This is a genomic window from Achromobacter sp. CSND-B12 (assembly GCF_052906545.1).
Genome location: NZ_JBREGJ010000001.1, coordinates 3,333,644 through 3,348,921, shown reverse-complemented (window position 1 = coordinate 3,348,921; position 15,278 = coordinate 3,333,644). Strand labels below are relative to the sequence as shown.

The window sequence follows — 15,278 nt, the reverse complement described above, 5'->3', positions numbered from 1 at the left end:
TTCAACCGATGCGCGAGTTATAGACCAGCTTGCTGATGTCCTTGCGCACCTTCACGCCGTCGGCGTCGGCGGGATACTGCATCATCAGGTTGCCCAGGGGATCGATCACCCAGATCGGCTGCGCCAGGCCGGGCTGGCCGGCCGCGGCCTCGCGCGCCAGCAGGAAGCGCGCCAACTGGTCCGGATCGGCGCGCAGCATGATCGTGCCCTGGTAGGCCTGCAGCACCTTGTCCGGCACCGGGCCGTCGTCGGTGATGAACCAGACGCGCGCCAGGCGGTCGACGTTCTTGCCCTGGCTGGCATGGGTGTTGCGGGTGATGTAGAGCTTGCGGGCGCAGCTTTCCGGGCAGGCCGCGCCGTCGGCCGCCACCAGCAGCCACTTGCCCTTCAGGCTCTGCAGGTCGAACGGCTTGCCATCCAGCGTGGTCAGCTTGAGCGCCTCCGGCGCGGGCATCGGCCGCTGCGGCTCGACCAACTGGCCATAGTTGCTGGCGTCCGCCGGCCACCACTGCGGATTCATGTAGACCACGAAGGCCGCCACGATCGGCGCCAGCGTGCACAGGAACACCAGCACCATCGGTGTCAGCGAGCGCCGTACGGGTTTGGAAGCAGTCATGTCGCGAGCCGCGTGGGTCATGGATTCTGTTGTCGGAAAGGGCGGTCAGGCCGCCGGGTCGTTGGCCGCGCGTTGGCGCATGCGCTTGATGGCGCCCCCCAGCACCACCAGCCACGCAATGGCGGCAAACAAGGCGAAGGAAAACCATTCGACGGCATAGACCGTGTTCTGCTGGAAATTCACCGACGGCTGCGGCCAGTCGTGCACCAGGCCGTCGTCCTCGCCGGTGCCGAACTGGCTCACCACGGCGGGCAGCAGCGTCAGTCCGGTGGCCTTTGCGTAGGCCTCCAGCGGCAGGTTCTGCACCTGTGGCACGGCGCCGCCGGCGAGCGGCAGGCGCTCCGGCAGGCTGGAGGCGTCCTGGCCCCCCAGCGACCACAGCTCGAACATGCGCGGCACGCGCGGTGACAGCTCGCCCTTGATGGTCTGCGCGCCGTCGGGCGTGGCCGGCAGCGCCGGCGCGCCCTGGCCCTGGATCACCCGCGGCAGCCAGCCGCGCAGCACCAGCACCGCGTGGCGGCTGCCGGCATCCAGCAGCAGCGGCGTGGCCAGCCAGTAGCCCGGCTTGCCTTCATGGTTGCGGTTGTCCAGCAGTACACTGAATTCGGGCAGCCAAGTGCCGCTGGCCTGCGCCACGCGCCACGGCTTCATGTCGGCCGGCGCGGTCGACGGCGCCAGCACCAGCGGCGCTTGCTTGCGGCCGGCCTCGATAGCCGCCAGAATGTCGCGTCGCTCGTCGGCCCGCCGCAATTGCCATTGGCCCAGCGACGCCAGGATCACCACGGCGATCCCCAGCAGGAGCAAGGCGGCTACCGTGTAGCGGGTTGAATGCGGTCGAGCCATCTGTATTGAATCAATCGATTTTGTCCGGAGACCATCATGCGCGTTTTCGTCGTTCTGGCCTTCATCGGTATCCTGGCCAGCCTGGCATCCGCCCTGGTCTACCTGATGCGGGACAAAGGCAGCACCAACCGCACGGTCAACGCGCTGACGGTGCGCATCGGCCTGTCGGTTGCCCTGTTCCTGTTCGTGCTGTTCGCCCATCACATGGGCTGGATCGAAAGCACCGGTTTTAGATAAACCCGCGTCCGGCCGGTTCCCCGGCCACGCGACCAGCCCTATTGGAACACGGACCGCCATCAAGCGAAGGGCGAGGCCGGCGGCGCCGGTTTCCCGGCGGCCCGCCAGCCTCGCCCCGTCCAGCCGATCGGCCCGGCAGCGCCGGGCCCACGCCTCAGAACCAGTAGACGAACAGGTACAGGCCCAGCCACACCACGTCCACGAAGTGCCAGTACCAGGCGGCGCCCTCGAAGCCGAAGTGGTGGTCGGGCCGGAAATGGCCGCGCATCAGGCGGATCAGGATGACCGTCAGCATGGTGGCGCCCAGGATCACGTGGAAGCCGTGAAAGCCCGTCAGCATGTAGAACAGCGAACCGTAGGCGCCCGAATTGAATTTGAGGTTCAGCTCGGTGTACGCGTGGTGGTATTCAGCGGCCTGGCAGGCCACGAAGATGAAACCCAGGATGACCGTGGCGGCCAGCCAGAACATGGTCTTGCCGCGATGGTTCTCGCGCAGCGCATGGTGGGCGATGGTCAGCGTCACGCCCGAGCTCAGCAGCAACGCGGTGTTGATGGTCGGCAGCCAGAAGGGGCCCACGGTCTGGAAGTGCTCGACCACGCCGGCCGGGCCGAAGTTGGGCCACACCGCCTGGAAGTCGGGCCACAGCATCAGGCGGTGGTCCATGTCGCCCAGCCACGGCGTGGTGATGGTGCGCACGTACCAGAGCGCGCCGAAGAACGCCGCGAAGAACATCACTTCCGAGAAGATGAACCAGCTCATGCCCCAACGGTACGACCCGTCGATGCGCTTGCTGTTCATGCCGGCCTCGGATTCCTGGATGGCGTCGCCGAACCAGTAGTACAGCACCACGATCAGCGCGATGAAGCCGATCAGCACCGACCACTTGGCCCAGCTCACGCCGTTGATCCAGCCCGCGGCGCCCAGGCCCATGAGCAGCAGCGCCACGGCCGTGCGCACGGGATGCCCCGAATCGGCGGGCACGTAGTAATAGGGTGCCTCTTTACCTTGAACCGAGTGGCTTGCACTCATGGCTTTCTCCCTGGTACTGATTTATAGAATTAAGTGATTCAAGTCAGGCTGGATACCGCCCAACGCACAATTAACACCAGCACGGCCACGAAGATCGCCGCCGCCAGCAGCCCCGCCACGATCACATGGACGGGATTGAGCCTGGCGCTGTCCTCGCGATAGCCCGCGCCCTTGCGGACGCCGAAAAATCCCCACGCCACCGCCTTCATCGTCTGGAAGAAGCTCAGCTTGCGCTGGGCGGATTCGCGCAGGTCGTCGCTCATCTCGTGGCCCGCTAGCCGCCGATGGCCTTGCCCGCCAGCAGCGCCGAACCGCGGAACACGGTCCAGGCGAACACGGCGATGACGAATACCAGCAGAACCAGTCCTGCGATCTTGTTGCGTCGGCGCTGCTCGGGGGTCATGGCCATGCTGCCTGTTGCGGGTTTCGGATCGGCGCTCACTTGACTTCGGGCGGCGTCTCGAAGGTGTGGAACGGGGCGGGCGACGGCACGGTCCATTCCAGGCCTTCGGCGCCTTCCCACGGCTTGGCCGCGGCCTGCTCGCCCTTGCCCATGTAGCAGCGCAGCACCGCCCACAGGAAGATCAGCTGCGACAGGCCGAACCAGAAGGCGCCGATGGTGGCGATCTGGTGGAACGTCGTGAACTGCGCGGCGTAGTCGGCATAGCGGCGCGGCATGCCGGCCAGGCCCAGGAAGTGCATCGGGAAGAAGGTCACGTTGAACGAGATCAGCGTCGACCAGAAGTGCAGCTTGCCCAGCTTTTCGCTGTACATGCGGCCGGTCCACTTGGGCAGCCAGTAGTAGGTGCCGGCGAACAGCGCGAACAGCGAGCCGGCCACCAGCACGTAGTGGAAGTGGGCCACCACGTAATACGTGTCATGCACCTGGATGTCGATCGGCGCCACCGACAGGATCAGGCCGGTGAAGCCGCCCATCGTGAACACGAAGATGAAGCCGATCGAGAACAGCATCGGCGTCTCGAACGTCATCGAGCCGCGCCACATGGTGGCGACCCAGTTGAACACCTTCACCCCGGTCGGGATGGAGATGAGCATGGTGGCGTACATGAAGTACAGCTGGCCGGTCACCGGCATGCCCGTGGTGAACATGTGGTGCGCCCACACGATGAACGACAGCACGGCGATCGAGGCGGTCGCGTACACCATCGAGGCGTAGCCGAACAGCTTCTTGCGGGCGAACGCGGGCACGATGGCCGACACGATACCGAACGCCGGCAGGATCATGATGTAGACCTCGGGGTGCCCGAAGAACCAGAACACGTGCTGGTACAGCACCGGGTCGCCGCCGGCGGCGGCGTTGAAGAAGCCGGTGCCGAAGTGGCGGTCGGTCAGCACCATGGTGATGGCGGCGGCCAGCACCGGCATCACGGCCAGCAGCAGGAACGCGGTGATCAGCCAGGTCCAGCAGAACAGCGGCATCTTCATCAGCGTCATGCCGGGCGCGCGCATGTTCAGCACGGTCACGATGATGTTGATGGCGCCCATGATCGAGGACGCGCCCATGATGTGCATCGCGAAGATGGCCAGGTCCATGCCCGGGCCCATCTGCAGCGACAGCGGCGCATACAGCGTCCAGCCGGCGGCGGTGGCGCCGCCCGGCACGAAGAACGAGGCCGTCAGCATGATCGCGGCCACCGGCAGCAGCCAGAAGCTGAAGTTGTTCATGCGGGCGAAGGCCATGTCGGACGCGCCGATCTGCATCGGGATCATCCAGTTCGCGAAACCCACGAACGCCGGCATGATGGCGCCGAACACCATGATCAGGCCGTGCATGGTGGTGAACTGGTTGAACAGTTCGGGGCGGAAGAACTGCAGGCCCGGCTCGAACAGCTCGGTACGCAGCAGCAGCGCCAGCGTGCCGCCTTCGAGCAGCATGACGAACGAGAAGATGAGATACATCGTCCCGATGTCTTTGTGGTTGGTGGCGAAAAGCCAGCGGCGCCAGCCGGTGGGGGTGGCGTGGTGGTGGTCATCGTGACCGTGGCCGTGGCCCGGCGACACGTGGTCTACAGTGACGCTGCTCATGATGGACTCCTTCCTGCTGAGTGCCGGCTCCGTTCCACGGAACCGGCAGGGTATCTCTGACTAAACGGAACCAGCTCTGCGATGGGAAAGCGGGGCGCGATCAACGCGCGGCCGCGACATCCTTCGGCATCACTGTCGGGTCCTGCCCCTTGCCGGCGTTGCTCCAGGCATGGCGCGTATAGCTGATGACCGCGGCGATCTCGACATCATTGAGCTGCGGGCCGAATGCCGCCATGGCGGTGTTCGGCTTGCCCTTGAGCACGGTGTTGATCTGTTCCGCTTTCGGGCCCAGAACAACCTTGTCTCCATCGAGGGCCGGGAAGCTGCCCGGGATGCCCTTGCCGTTGGCCTGATGACAGGCCACGCAATTGGCGGCGAAGACCTTCTCGCCACGGGCAACCAGTTCGGCTTCCGTCCACTCTTTATTGGGATCGTCGGCGTTTGCCGCCATCTTCTTCTTTTGGTCTTCAACCCACTTATCGTAGTCCGCTTGCGCCAGGACTTCCACGACGATGGGCATGAAGGCGTGGTCCTTGCCGCACAATTCGGCGCACTGGCCACGGTAGATACCGGGTTTTTCGGCGCGGAACCAGGCGTCGCGCAGGAAACCGGGGATCGCATCCTGCTTGACGCCGAAGTCGGGAATCATCCACGAGTGGATGACGTCGGCGGCGGTCAGGACGACGCGTACCTTCTTGTCCACGGGCACCACCATGTGGTTGTCCGTTTCCATCAGGTAGAACTGGCCCTTGGCCTCGCGGCCTTCGATCTGGGCGCGCGGGGTCGACAGGGTGGAGAGGAATTTGACGCCGGCGGCGGGGCCGTCGAGATACTCGTAGCCCCACTTCCATTGATAGCCGGTGACCTTGATGGTCAGGTCGGCGCTGGAAGTGTCTTTCATGGCCACGACCGTCTTGGTGGCCGGCAGCGCCATGGCGATGACGATGATGAAGGGGATGACCGTCCAGGCCACTTCCACGCCGAGGTGTTCGTGGAAGGTCGCGGCCTTGTGTCCGCGGGATTTCCGGTGCGCCCAGATGGAGTAGAACATCACTCCGAAGACGCCCACGAAAATCACAATACAGATCGTGAGCAGCAGCCAGTGCAGCCACATGACATCACGCGTGATCTGTGTGACGCCTTCATGCAGGTTCAGCTGATTGACCTTCGGGCCGCCGGGCATGTCTTGCACCTGAGCGATGGCCGCGCTGCCAATCAGCAGCGCACAAGCGCCCAGTATCCCTCTCCACTTCTTCATGCTTACCTCGAAACACGGCGCGAAGGCCCTTGTCGCCTAGTGGCACGGATGTCACTGCAACAGGACTACGCGCAATTATTAGATGGCAGGGCTAGGCAGGGGGAGATAGAGCGGCCCCCGCATTCCCACTCGAAATCACAAAGAAACTGGCGGATTATAGCGGACGCGCAAACAGATGTAAGTTTGTGCCCTTGAATTCATGCGGCCCGCCCCCATCTGCCCGCGCCCCCTTGACGCGCCGGATAAACCGGGTGGCATAAAATCCCGGCAGTCCAATCACAACGGCCTCCCAATGCCCAAGCAGCTGTCCGATCTGTATGCCGCCTTGCGCGCTCGCGCCCAGGAGCCCGCTCCCGCGGGCGCGCACGCTCTCTATATAGCGGGACGACGCTGCGGCTGGGCCACGCATGCCGCCTGCGACGCCCTCCAGGGAGCCGCACACATCGACGTGGATACCGACGCGCTGCGCATCGGCGCGGCGTTGCCCCCCGGCCCGGCGCTCGATGGCGTGCTCGAACAGACCGCGCGACTGTTGCGCCAAGCCAACTGCCTGAGGGGCTGGCGCGATGAATTGCTCGACGTCCTGGACAGCGACATTGCGCTGGGCGTGATCGAACGCGCGGCGGTGCGGCCACTGGGTCTGTTGACCAAGGCGGTGCACCTGAACGCCTGGACCCCGGACGGCCGCATCTGGATCGCCCGCCGCGCGCTCAGCAAGTCCACCGACCCCGGCATGTGGGACACCCTGGTTGGCGGCCTGGCCGGCAGCGGCGAACCGCTTGAATCGGCGCTGGTGCGCGAATGCGGCGAAGAAGCCGGGCTGGACGCGCCCGACCTGACGCGGCGCTCGCCGCTACGCACCATCCTGCGCATCCACCGCCGCCTGCCCGAGGGCTACCAGGTCGAGGACGTACTCACCAGCACCTGTGTGCTGGCGGCCGACGCCAGGCCCGCCAACCGTGACGGAGAAGTGATGGAGATTGCCGCGGCCGACGTCGACACGGTGGTCCGCCGCGTGGCGGAGGGCGAATTCACGTTGGAAGCCGCGCTGGTGATCATCGAAGACATCATGCAGCGCCGCGCCGCCGGCGAGATCTGAGCCGGCGACGCGGGCCGGGGGTCAGGCGCTGGCGCCGCCCGGCGCCGCGCCCGATTCACGCGCCTGGATTTCATCCGTTTCGACCGGCGGGTTTTCGACCCGGCGCGTCTCCACCTGTTGCGGCGCCACCGGCGTAGCCGTGGGCGCGGCCGGCGCGCCCGGCTCGGCCGCCCGCAGCGCCTGCACCGCGCGCGCGTCGAGTTCGTCGCCGGCAGCCACCCCGGCAGCTTCGGCGGCCGCCGCGGCCTGGGCCGGCGAAGGCACGGGCGCCTGCGCGGGCGCGGGAGCCGCCGTCGCGTTGGCCTGCGAGAACTGCTTCCAGACCTCGATGGCGCGCAGGCGTTGCTTGGCCACCACCTGGATGCGTTCACGCAGGTGCTCGTCGCGCGCCAGCAGGGCATGGAAATCGCGCGACGACAGCATCAGCAGCTTGCTGTAGCCCAGTGACGTCACCTCGGGCGCGATCTGCTGCTCACCCAGCAGGCCAAGTTCGCCGAAGAACTCGCCGCTGCCCAGTTCGATCATGGTGTTGTCCGGCAGGTGCACCGCCACCGCCCCCGACGCCACGAAGCACATCTCCTCGCCATGCCGGCCCTTGGTCAGCACCCGCTGGTCGGGCAGCGACAGGCGCGGCTTGAGCAGCTTGCTGATCGCGCGCAGCGAATCGGCCGACAGCCCCTCGAACAACGGCACGCGCTTGATCAGGTCGGCCGCGCTCATTTCGATGTCCAGCGGCGGGTGCGTATCGATGTGCGCCCAGCGGCTCTTCAATTGCGCCATCAGGTCGGCATAGACCTCGCCGCTGATCAGGAACTGCTCCAGCATGTCGCGATAGCGGATCCGTTCCAGCTCGCGCGCCACCCGGCCGAGGTAGCTCTCCTGCAGCCACTGCGCGTACGACGGATATTGCAGGTTCAGCGCCTGCATCGCGTTTTCGATCAGGTCCAGGCGGCGCTGGTGCAGCGCCACGATGCGCTGCGTGGCGGTCTCGCCCAGCAGCGGCGTGATCTGCTCGCGCGCGAACACGATCAGGCGCTGGGCCACCGATCGCTTGCTCATGAGATTGGCGAAACGCTGGCCCAGTTCGCGCGCCAGCCAGCCCTGGAAGCCGAACAGGTAGTGCAGCCGCAGGGCCAGCCGGAAACCGGTGGAATAGCGCACGTCGGCGATGATGGCGCGCTCGAAGCCCGGCACCCCGCCCATGCGGATCGCGTCCTCCAGCCGTTCGGCCCGCGCCAGCAGCGTTTCCGCCATGCGCCAGTCGACGATCTGCGCCTTGAGGATGTCGAAGAACATTTCCTCCTCGCGCTGCGCCACGATCGCCAGGCCCACCGCCACCCGCTGCTCGTCGCTCATCTGGCTGACCTGGCCGTCGTGCACGCTGGTCAGGCTGGCGTCGAACACGGCGCGGATGCGGTCGCGCACTTCCGTGCCGATATGCTCGGTCTTGGCAACCTCGTCGGTCTTGCCCTGCAGGTCCTCCAACGCCACCGCCAGCGCCTGGTTGCGGATGGTGCGCTCGACCGGCGACAGCTGGTTCAGCCCCAGCATGCGGATCAGCGGCCGCAGGCTGATGCCGTTGACGAACAGCGTCAACAGCACGAAACCGGTGGTGGCCACGGCGATGAACTGGCGCGCCTCCTCGGGCACGCCGGTCTGCTCGGTCACGGCCAGGGCCAGGGCCAGCGACACCGCGCCGCGCAGTCCGCCCCACAGCATCACCACCTTGTAGGGATTGCTGACCTTGGTGCCCAGTTTGGTCAGCCCCAGCAACGGCAGCAGGCCGAACACCACGATGGCCCGCGCCACCAGCGTCGCCACGAACACCACCGCCACCAGCACCAGTTCCTGCCAGTCGGCTGCCGCCATCAGCTTGGGAATCAGCATGGCGGCGAACAGGAAGATGAGGGAATTGGCCCAGAAGCCGAATTGTTCCCACGCGCTCGACAGGTATTCGAAGGTCGTCGGCGACATGCGGGTGCGACCGGTCGACCCCACCACCAGGCCGGCGATCACCGTGGCGACCACGCCCGACACGTTCAGGTAATGTTCGGAGATGAAGAAGGACAGGTAGGCCAGCGTCAGCGTCAGCGTGATCTCGGCCGTGGGAAAGCCGCGCAGCCAGGCAAACAGGAAACAGGCCAGGCGCCCCATGGCGAAACCGGCGATGCCGCCGCCGATGAAGTGCACGATGAAGTCATTGAAGATGCCGCTGGCGGTCAGCTCGCCGTGCCCGCCCAGCACGGCCAGCAGCACCGAGTACAAGGCAATGGACGCGGCGTCGTTGAACAGGCTTTCGCCTTCCACCAGCGTGGTCAGGCGCTTGGGCGCGCCCACTTCGCGAAAGATGCCCACCACCGCCACCGGGTCGGTGGTCGCCACGATGGCCCCCAGCAGCAGGCACACCACCAGGCCATAGGGCGAGATCGCGTCCAGCGTCACGCCCACCACCACGGTACACACCACCACCGCCACGATCGCCATCATCAGGATCGGGCCGATATCGTCCATCAGGCGCCGCACGTTCATCGACAGGGCGGTCTCGAACAGCAGCACCGGCAGGAACACCATCAGGAAAGTCTCGGAGGAAATCTCGAAGCGTTCCAGCGAATCCAGGAAGTCGCCGATCCAGCTCGGCGCCCAGCCATGGACGTGCACGATGATGCCCAGCAGGCAGCCGACGATCGCCAGCAGCACCGAATAGGGCAGCTTGAGGCGCCCGGCCAGCGGCGGCATGAAGCACACCAGGGTCAACAGCCCGGCCAGGCCGAATACGAGAAAACCTACATCCATGGATAGCGCCGCGTTCCGATCGTGAAGCTTGTGAGAAGTTTCACAAGAATAGCGGGTTTTCCTGTCGATTCCGGCGAACAGATCGTTCGGCCGCACGTTTCGTTACCCTGGCCGGCGCGGGCGATACGCGCCCGGGCGTGTTTTTTCGGTAAGGTAGGGGCCGTGCAGAAACTTCGCAGGAGCCGTACTTGGTACGCGTCCACTCCCTGGCACGGCGCAATGACGCGCCCGCCATGCTGGTCCAATTGACGGATTGCCATCTTTTCGGCGAGCCGGAAACCGTGATGCTTGGCGTCAATACCGACGCCAGCCTGCGCGCCGTGCTGCGGCAGATCGAGGCCGACGGCAAACGCCCCGACCTGCTGCTGGCCACCGGCGATTTGTCCCAGGACGGCGAGCCCGCCGCCTATCGACGCCTGGCCGCCATGCTCGGCGCCGCCCCGGCGCTGGATGGCGTCCGCATCCGTTGCCTGCCCGGCAACCACGACCTGCCATCCGCGCTGCGCCAGGAACTGCCCGAATGGTCGACGCCGGTGACCGACGTCGGCGCATGGCGCGTGATCTCGCTGGACACCACCGTGCCGGGCTCGAACGCCGGCCACTTGCCCGACAGCCAACTGGATCTGCTGGAGGCCGCGCTGGCCGAGGCGCCCGGGCGCCACACACTACTGGCCATGCACCACAACCCGATGCAGATCGACAGCCACTGGCACGACTCGATGATGATCGACAATCCCCAGGCGCTGTTCAAGTTGCTGACGCGCTGGCCGCAGGTGCGGGTACTGCTGTGGGGCCATGTGCATCACGAGTTCGACCGCCGCCGCCACAACCTGCGCATGCTGGCCACGCCTTCCACCTGCTTCCAGTTCAGCATCCGCGATGGCAAGCACGTGGTCGACAACCTCGCGCCCGGCTACCGCTGGATCAAGCTCTACCAGGACGGCTCCATGGCCACCGGCGTGCGGCGCGTGCAGGACGCGCTGTGGCACACGGGCGCCGAGCCCGGTCCGGACAGCGCGCGGGCGGCCTGAGAGCCGGCGGCCTGACAACCCCACAACGCTTTGGCAGCGCGGCCGCCTGCTACGTCACGCGTTTGGCGCGCGCAATAAAAAACGGGGCACCATATGCGTGGTGCCCCGCAAGCATCCGTCTCATAGGGGAGGGGAAAGAGGAGAAGCCGAGACGGATGACAAGACTGCCAACCAAAGTTCGCGGTCTACGTGAAGTTAGGCGGGGCGAGCTTCATTAAGTTTCTGAAATCGCCCGTTATTTCGCAGCGAATTTGTATCAATTTATTGGTGCGCCGCGACCATCGCCGCGGCACACCCCTCCCGCCGGCGCGCACGGCCGTCGGCGCAAAGCAAAAGGGCCGCGAATCGCGGCCCTTTGCATGGGTACGGCGGGGAAGCAGTCAGTAATCAGGCGGCCAGATTGCCGCGCATCTTCTTCAACGCCGCGGCCTCGATCTGGCGGATGCGTTCGGCCGACACGCCGAATTCCTGCGCCAGTTCGTGCAACGTGGCGCCGCCGTCGTCCTGCAGCCAGCGGGCTTCGACAATACGACGCGAACGCGGATCCAGCGCTTCCAGCGCGCTGGACAGCCCCGAGCTCTGCAACTGGTCGCGAGCGGCGCGTTCCAGCACACGGGTCGGCTCCTGGCGGCCTTCGTCGGACAGGTAGGCGATGGGCGCGTAGCTGTCGTCATCGTCGTCCTGGTTCTCGAGCGACATGTCGCGGCCCGACAGGCGCACTTCCATTTCGCTGACGTCCTCGCGGCGCACGTTCAGTTCGCGGGCGATGTGATCGACCTGCTCGGGATCCAGCGTCTGTCCGTCCGGGCGCATGCTGCGCAGGTTGAAGAACAGCTTGCGCTGGGCCTTGGTGGTGGCCACCTTTACCAGGCGCCAGTTGCGGATGATGTATTCGTGGATCTCGGCCTTGATCCAGTGCACGGCGAACGACACCAGGCGCACGCCGCGCTCGGGGTCGAAACGCTTGACGGCCTTCATCAGGCCGACATTGCCTTCCTGGATCAGGTCGGCGTGGGGCAAGCCATAACCCAGGTACTGGCGCGCCACCGACACCACCAGGCGCAGGTGCGACAGCACCAGCTCGCGCGCGGCGCCCAGGTCTTCGCTGTCGCGCAGGCGACGGCCGAGTTCGGTTTCGCGTTCGGCCGACAGGACCGGCAGGCGGTTCACGGCCGAGATGTAGGCATCGATCGTGCCGAGTGCGCCCGGATTGGCGATGGCCAACGCCAGGGCGTTGCCGGACGTGGCCAACGAGGTACTGGGTTGCTTCATTGCGGCAGTCTCCGGAATGCAAAGGGGTAAAGACATGGATTCGATGTTAGCACTCTAGTAAAGGGAGTGCTAATTCGACTATTGCGGCGCGTCAAAGTTTCCCTTTTATAGTGCGTCCCCAATTTTAAATTGCCGGCCCTCGATGGCAGCGTGCCTTGCGCCCTCAAGCCCGGCCGGCGGGTCGCGGCCGCAGAGTCGGACGCCTACCAGCCCAGGCGCTTCAAGCCGGCGGCGGTGGCCTCGCCGTCCGGCCGCACGAACAAGGCGCCGCGCGGATCCATGTAGACCTGGTAGGTCGCGCCGTCGAACAACGGCATGTAGGCCGCGCTGCCGAATTGGACATCGACGAAGGGAAACCAGTTCGGGAAGCTCTGCTTGAGCGAACCCAGGTCCGGCGCAGGCCAGTCGTCCAGGGCGTGGACCGAGCGGGTGGCCGAGGCCTCGCGCGCCGCATCGCTATATCGGCCGGACAGGCGTTCGAGGCGATACAACGGCGGCATGCCAGCCATCAGCGCCGGCAGTTTCCAGCGCACCACGCGGGCGTCGATCTGCCACTGGTCGCCATAGAGCACATACCGCTTGGCGCCCACGCCCGGCGCGGTGGCACTGACCTGGAACTGGCCCTCGGCCTGCTGGCGCACCTCGATGCGCGCCACCGGCTCGTCGGTGGTCAGGCGGAAGAACTGCACCAGCGACAGGGCCAGCAGCCCCGAGACGCCACCCAGCAACAGCAGCATCAGGCCAAACAGGCGGCGCACGGGCCGGAACTGGAAGGTGCGCCTGCCGCGCTCGTCGCGCGGACCGCCCCGGCCCAGCAGCATCGCCATACCCGGCAGGAAAAGGACCACCGCGGCCAGCAGGATCCAGACGAAGGGAGCGATTCCGTTGATCAAATCAGGCGATCCTATGCATAGAGCGCCGCGGCCGGGCGTCGGATGCCGGGCGCCCCGGGCCTGTCTCGGCAGGCCGCCCAGTATATAGAAGCGGGGCGTCAGGCCGCCGGTTTTCCAAGCCGCTCGACGTGAAACCGGATGTGATCCTCGATGAACGTGGAGATGAAGTAATAGCCGTGGTCGTAACCTTCCTGGCGGCGCAGTTCCAGCGGCTGGCCGGCGGTGGCGCAGGCGGCCTCGAATACCTCGGGATACAACTGCTCGGCCAGGAACTGGTCGGCCGTGCCCTGATCGATCAGGATGCCCGCGGGAAACGGCTGGCGCAAGCCGCGCATCAGCGCCGAGGCATCGTAGGCGGCCCAGTCGTCGGGATTCTCGCCCAAGTAGGCGCCGAATGCCTTCTTGCCCCAGGGGCACAAGCTGGGCGCCGCGATCGGGGCAAAGGCCGAGACCGAACGGAACTGGCCAGGGTTGTGCAGCGCCAGCACCAGGGCGCCATGGCCGCCCATCGAGTGCCCGAAGATGCCGACGCGCGCGGCGTCGCCGGGCAGCGCGCTGGTGACGATGGCGTGCAATTCACGCGTCAGGTAGCTGTCCATGCGGTAATGGGCGCGCCAGGGGCCGGTGGTGGCGTCCAGATAGAAGCCGGCGCCGGTGCCCAGGTCCCAGCTTTCGTCCTCGCCGGGCACGTTGGCGCCCCGCGGGCTGGTATCGGGCGCCACCAGCATCACGCCCAGCTCGGCGGCCAGGCGCTGGGCGCCGGCCTTGATCATGAAGGTTTCCTCGGTGCAGGTCAGGCCGGCCAGGTAGAACAGCACCGGCACCGGCCCCTGCTCGGCCTGGGGCGGGACGAACACGGAAAAACGCATCGGCAGGCCGATCTCGGCCGACTCATGGCGGTAATAGCGCTGCGAACCGCCAAAACAGCGATGCTGGGAAATGAGTTCCAGGGCGGCGGGCATGGCAGCGGTCTCCGGGTCTGAGGCTGAACAAAATTCGGGCGGGATTAGGGTATATCCACGGTACGACGATCCGTCGCCGAATGTTAACCTGCCCGAAACACGGAGTCCTTCCCACAAAAAGTATCGATTCCGTGCCCATATTGTGATCGCGGGACTTGACCAGCGACCACCGTGGCACTATTTATATACGTGAGAGAAGACAACCCGTTCTTCTGGAAGCGCAAGCCCTGACACTATGGCCCGTCTGCCCCGTCTGTACGCCCCTGGGCTGCCCCAACTGGTGCAGGCCAACTTCATTCAGCCATTGGCGGCGCCGTCCCAGCCCGCCCCGGCCGATATCCTCAACCAGCTTGCCGCGTGGCTGGGCGAATCCGCCCAGCGTCATCGTGTGTCGGTGCACGGCTGGCTGCTTGCCAACGATCGCATCCTGCTGCTGGCCACGCCCGCCGACGAGGAAGGCCTGCCGCGCCTGATGCAGACGCTGGGCCGCAACCTGGCCGCGCGCCTGCGCGGCGGCCGGGTGTTCGCCGGCCGCTACCGCTCGGCCCTGCTCGAGCCCGGCGCCTGGGTGCTGCCGGCGCTGGTGTGGCTGGAAACCTATCCGGTGCGCAGCGGCGCCTCGCAAGATCCCGATTCCTGGCCGTGGTCGTCGGCTTCCAGCCACACCGGCAACACCACCGCCGCCCCGGCGCAGTGGCAGTCCGATCATGCCGACTACTGGGCCTGCGGCAACACGCCGTTCGACCGCCAGGCCAATTACCGCAAACGTCTGCAGGACGGCCTGTCGCGCGAGGAAACCCAGCGCATCGACCAGGCGGTCTCCGGCCAATGGGCGCTGGGCGGCCCGAGTTTCATCGCCAGCCTGGCGCATACCGCCAGCCGCCGCGTGGCGCCAGGCCAGCGCGGACGCCCGCGCAAGAAGCCGGCCGCGCCGGCCGCCGTCGATGCCGACCCGGCCGCGTCCACGCCACCGGCCTCGCCGCCGACTGCCAACGGCCACGGACCGGGTTCCGGCAACGGCGGCGGTTCCACTTCCTGACACAGCGCCTTCGGGCGCTTTTTCATGGCCGTTTCGGGACGCACCGACCGACAGCGGCCTGCGCTTGCCGGCCGCCGGTTGGTGCGCGGCCAAAAAACATCACAATAAACGGGGACACACCATCACGAAAACAGGGGGTAATCCACCCTGGCGCCACCC

The 15,278-nt window shown here is 66.3% G+C and carries 15 protein-coding genes; 4 read left to right on the top strand and 11 right to left on the bottom strand.

Features of this window, described 5'->3' with window-relative positions:
* Window position 1: 1 nt before the first annotated feature.
* Window positions 2–616: an SCO family protein gene (locus tag ACUTAG_RS15755; RefSeq protein WP_223203271.1), complete on the bottom strand. Its 615-nt coding sequence runs from the start codon at window positions 614–616 to the stop codon at window positions 2–4.
* 45 nt (window positions 617–661) lie between these two features.
* A complete protein-coding gene (locus tag ACUTAG_RS15750) occupies window positions 662–1,459 on the bottom strand; it encodes an SURF1 family protein (RefSeq protein WP_058665436.1) in 798 nt (265 codons plus the stop codon).
* Window positions 1,460–1,495: 36 nt separating this feature from the next.
* Here ACUTAG_RS15750 and ACUTAG_RS15745 point away from each other — a divergent pair, with 36 nt between their 5' ends.
* A complete protein-coding gene (locus ACUTAG_RS15745; protein WP_006388096.1) occupies window positions 1,496–1,696 on the top strand; it encodes a twin transmembrane helix small protein in 201 nt (66 codons plus the stop codon).
* Between the two features lie 154 nt (window positions 1,697–1,850).
* Here ACUTAG_RS15745 and ACUTAG_RS15740 read toward each other — a convergent pair whose 3' ends face one another.
* From ACUTAG_RS15740 to coxB, 5 genes are all read right to left on the bottom strand, one after another.
* The gene (locus ACUTAG_RS15740; protein ID WP_006388095.1) at window positions 1,851–2,726 is read right to left on the bottom strand and encodes a cytochrome c oxidase subunit 3; all 876 of its coding nucleotides are present in this window, start codon (window positions 2,724–2,726) and stop codon (window positions 1,851–1,853) included.
* Window positions 2,727–2,764: 38 nt separating this feature from the next.
* Window positions 2,765–2,989 (bottom strand): DUF2970 domain-containing protein, encoded by a 225-nt coding sequence (locus tag ACUTAG_RS15735; protein WP_006388094.1) that lies wholly within the window; start codon window positions 2,987–2,989, stop codon window positions 2,765–2,767.
* 11 nt (window positions 2,990–3,000) lie between these two features.
* A complete protein-coding gene (locus ACUTAG_RS15730) occupies window positions 3,001–3,129 on the bottom strand; it encodes a cytochrome oxidase small assembly protein (RefSeq protein ID WP_020925592.1) in 129 nt (42 codons plus the stop codon).
* A gap of 35 nt (window positions 3,130–3,164) precedes the next feature.
* Window positions 3,165–4,772 carry a cytochrome c oxidase subunit I gene (ctaD, locus tag ACUTAG_RS15725; protein ID WP_006388093.1) on the bottom strand — a complete coding sequence of 536 codons (1,608 nt, stop codon included), beginning with the start codon at window positions 4,770–4,772 and terminating at the stop codon, window positions 3,165–3,167.
* 100 nt (window positions 4,773–4,872) lie between these two features.
* On the bottom strand, window positions 4,873–6,030 hold the full coding sequence (gene coxB / locus ACUTAG_RS15720; protein ID WP_006388092.1) for a cytochrome c oxidase subunit II: 1,158 nt from the start codon (window positions 6,028–6,030) through the stop codon (window positions 4,873–4,875).
* 292 nt (window positions 6,031–6,322) lie between these two features.
* Between coxB and ACUTAG_RS15715 the strand changes: the two genes are divergently transcribed.
* A complete protein-coding gene (locus ACUTAG_RS15715) occupies window positions 6,323–7,129 on the top strand; it encodes an NUDIX hydrolase (protein WP_446650246.1) in 807 nt (268 codons plus the stop codon).
* A gap of 21 nt (window positions 7,130–7,150) precedes the next feature.
* Here the strand turns inward: ACUTAG_RS15715 and ACUTAG_RS15710 are convergent, their stop codons facing one another.
* Window positions 7,151–9,922 (bottom strand): cation:proton antiporter, encoded by a 2,772-nt coding sequence (locus tag ACUTAG_RS15710; RefSeq protein ID WP_020925594.1) that lies wholly within the window; start codon window positions 9,920–9,922, stop codon window positions 7,151–7,153.
* A gap of 188 nt (window positions 9,923–10,110) precedes the next feature.
* On the opposite strand from ACUTAG_RS15710, the gene ACUTAG_RS15705 reads away from it, so the two are divergent.
* The gene (locus ACUTAG_RS15705; protein WP_148317769.1) at window positions 10,111–10,953 is read left to right on the top strand and encodes a phosphodiesterase; all 843 of its coding nucleotides are present in this window, start codon (window positions 10,111–10,113) and stop codon (window positions 10,951–10,953) included.
* A gap of 387 nt (window positions 10,954–11,340) precedes the next feature.
* On the opposite strand, the gene rpoH is transcribed toward ACUTAG_RS15705, so the two are convergent.
* From rpoH to fghA, 3 genes are all read right to left on the bottom strand, one after another.
* Window positions 11,341–12,225 (bottom strand): RNA polymerase sigma factor RpoH, encoded by an 885-nt coding sequence (gene rpoH, locus ACUTAG_RS15700; protein WP_006388088.1) that lies wholly within the window; start codon window positions 12,223–12,225, stop codon window positions 11,341–11,343.
* 203 nt (window positions 12,226–12,428) lie between these two features.
* Window positions 12,429–13,118: a hypothetical protein gene (locus ACUTAG_RS15695; protein ID WP_148317772.1), complete on the bottom strand. Its 690-nt coding sequence runs from the start codon at window positions 13,116–13,118 to the stop codon at window positions 12,429–12,431.
* A 98-nt stretch (window positions 13,119–13,216) separates the two neighbouring features.
* On the bottom strand, window positions 13,217–14,080 hold the full coding sequence (gene fghA / locus ACUTAG_RS15690) for an S-formylglutathione hydrolase (RefSeq protein WP_148317774.1): 864 nt from the start codon (window positions 14,078–14,080) through the stop codon (window positions 13,217–13,219).
* A 235-nt stretch (window positions 14,081–14,315) separates the two neighbouring features.
* On the opposite strand from fghA, the gene ACUTAG_RS15685 reads away from it, so the two are divergent.
* Window positions 14,316–15,119, top strand: a complete 804-nt coding sequence (locus ACUTAG_RS15685; protein ID WP_026383366.1) for a hypothetical protein — start codon at window positions 14,316–14,318, stop codon at window positions 15,117–15,119.
* The last annotated feature ends 159 nt before the right edge of the window (window positions 15,120–15,278 follow it).

Excerpts from the sequence above, each read along its gene's own strand:
- fghA (WP_148317774.1), bottom strand. The coding sequence starts at position 14,080 with ATGCCCGCCGCCCTGGAACTCATTTCCCAGCATCGCTGTTTTGGCGGT.
- coxB (WP_006388092.1), bottom strand. The coding sequence starts at position 6,030 with ATGAAGAAGTGGAGAGGGATACTGGGCGCTTGTGCGCTGCTGATTGGC.
- ACUTAG_RS15715 (WP_446650246.1), top strand. The coding sequence starts at position 6,323 with ATGCCCAAGCAGCTGTCCGATCTGTATGCCGCCTTGCGCGCTCGCGCC.
- ACUTAG_RS15740 (WP_006388095.1), bottom strand. The coding sequence starts at position 2,726 with ATGAGTGCAAGCCACTCGGTTCAAGGTAAAGAGGCACCCTATTACTAC.
- ACUTAG_RS15735 (WP_006388094.1), bottom strand. The coding sequence starts at position 2,989 with ATGAGCGACGACCTGCGCGAATCCGCCCAGCGCAAGCTGAGCTTCTTC.
- ctaD (WP_006388093.1), bottom strand. The coding sequence starts at position 4,772 with ATGAGCAGCGTCACTGTAGACCACGTGTCGCCGGGCCACGGCCACGGT.
- ACUTAG_RS15685 (WP_026383366.1), top strand. The coding sequence starts at position 14,316 with ATGGCCCGTCTGCCCCGTCTGTACGCCCCTGGGCTGCCCCAACTGGTG.
- rpoH (WP_006388088.1), bottom strand. The coding sequence starts at position 12,225 with ATGAAGCAACCCAGTACCTCGTTGGCCACGTCCGGCAACGCCCTGGCG.
- ACUTAG_RS15755 (WP_223203271.1), bottom strand. The coding sequence starts at position 616 with ATGACTGCTTCCAAACCCGTACGGCGCTCGCTGACACCGATGGTGCTG.
- ACUTAG_RS15745 (WP_006388096.1), top strand. The coding sequence starts at position 1,496 with ATGCGCGTTTTCGTCGTTCTGGCCTTCATCGGTATCCTGGCCAGCCTG.
- ACUTAG_RS15750 (WP_058665436.1), bottom strand. The coding sequence starts at position 1,459 with ATGGCTCGACCGCATTCAACCCGCTACACGGTAGCCGCCTTGCTCCTG.
- ACUTAG_RS15730 (WP_020925592.1), bottom strand. The coding sequence starts at position 3,129 with ATGACCCCCGAGCAGCGCCGACGCAACAAGATCGCAGGACTGGTTCTG.
- ACUTAG_RS15710 (WP_020925594.1), bottom strand. The coding sequence starts at position 9,922 with ATGGATGTAGGTTTTCTCGTATTCGGCCTGGCCGGGCTGTTGACCCTG.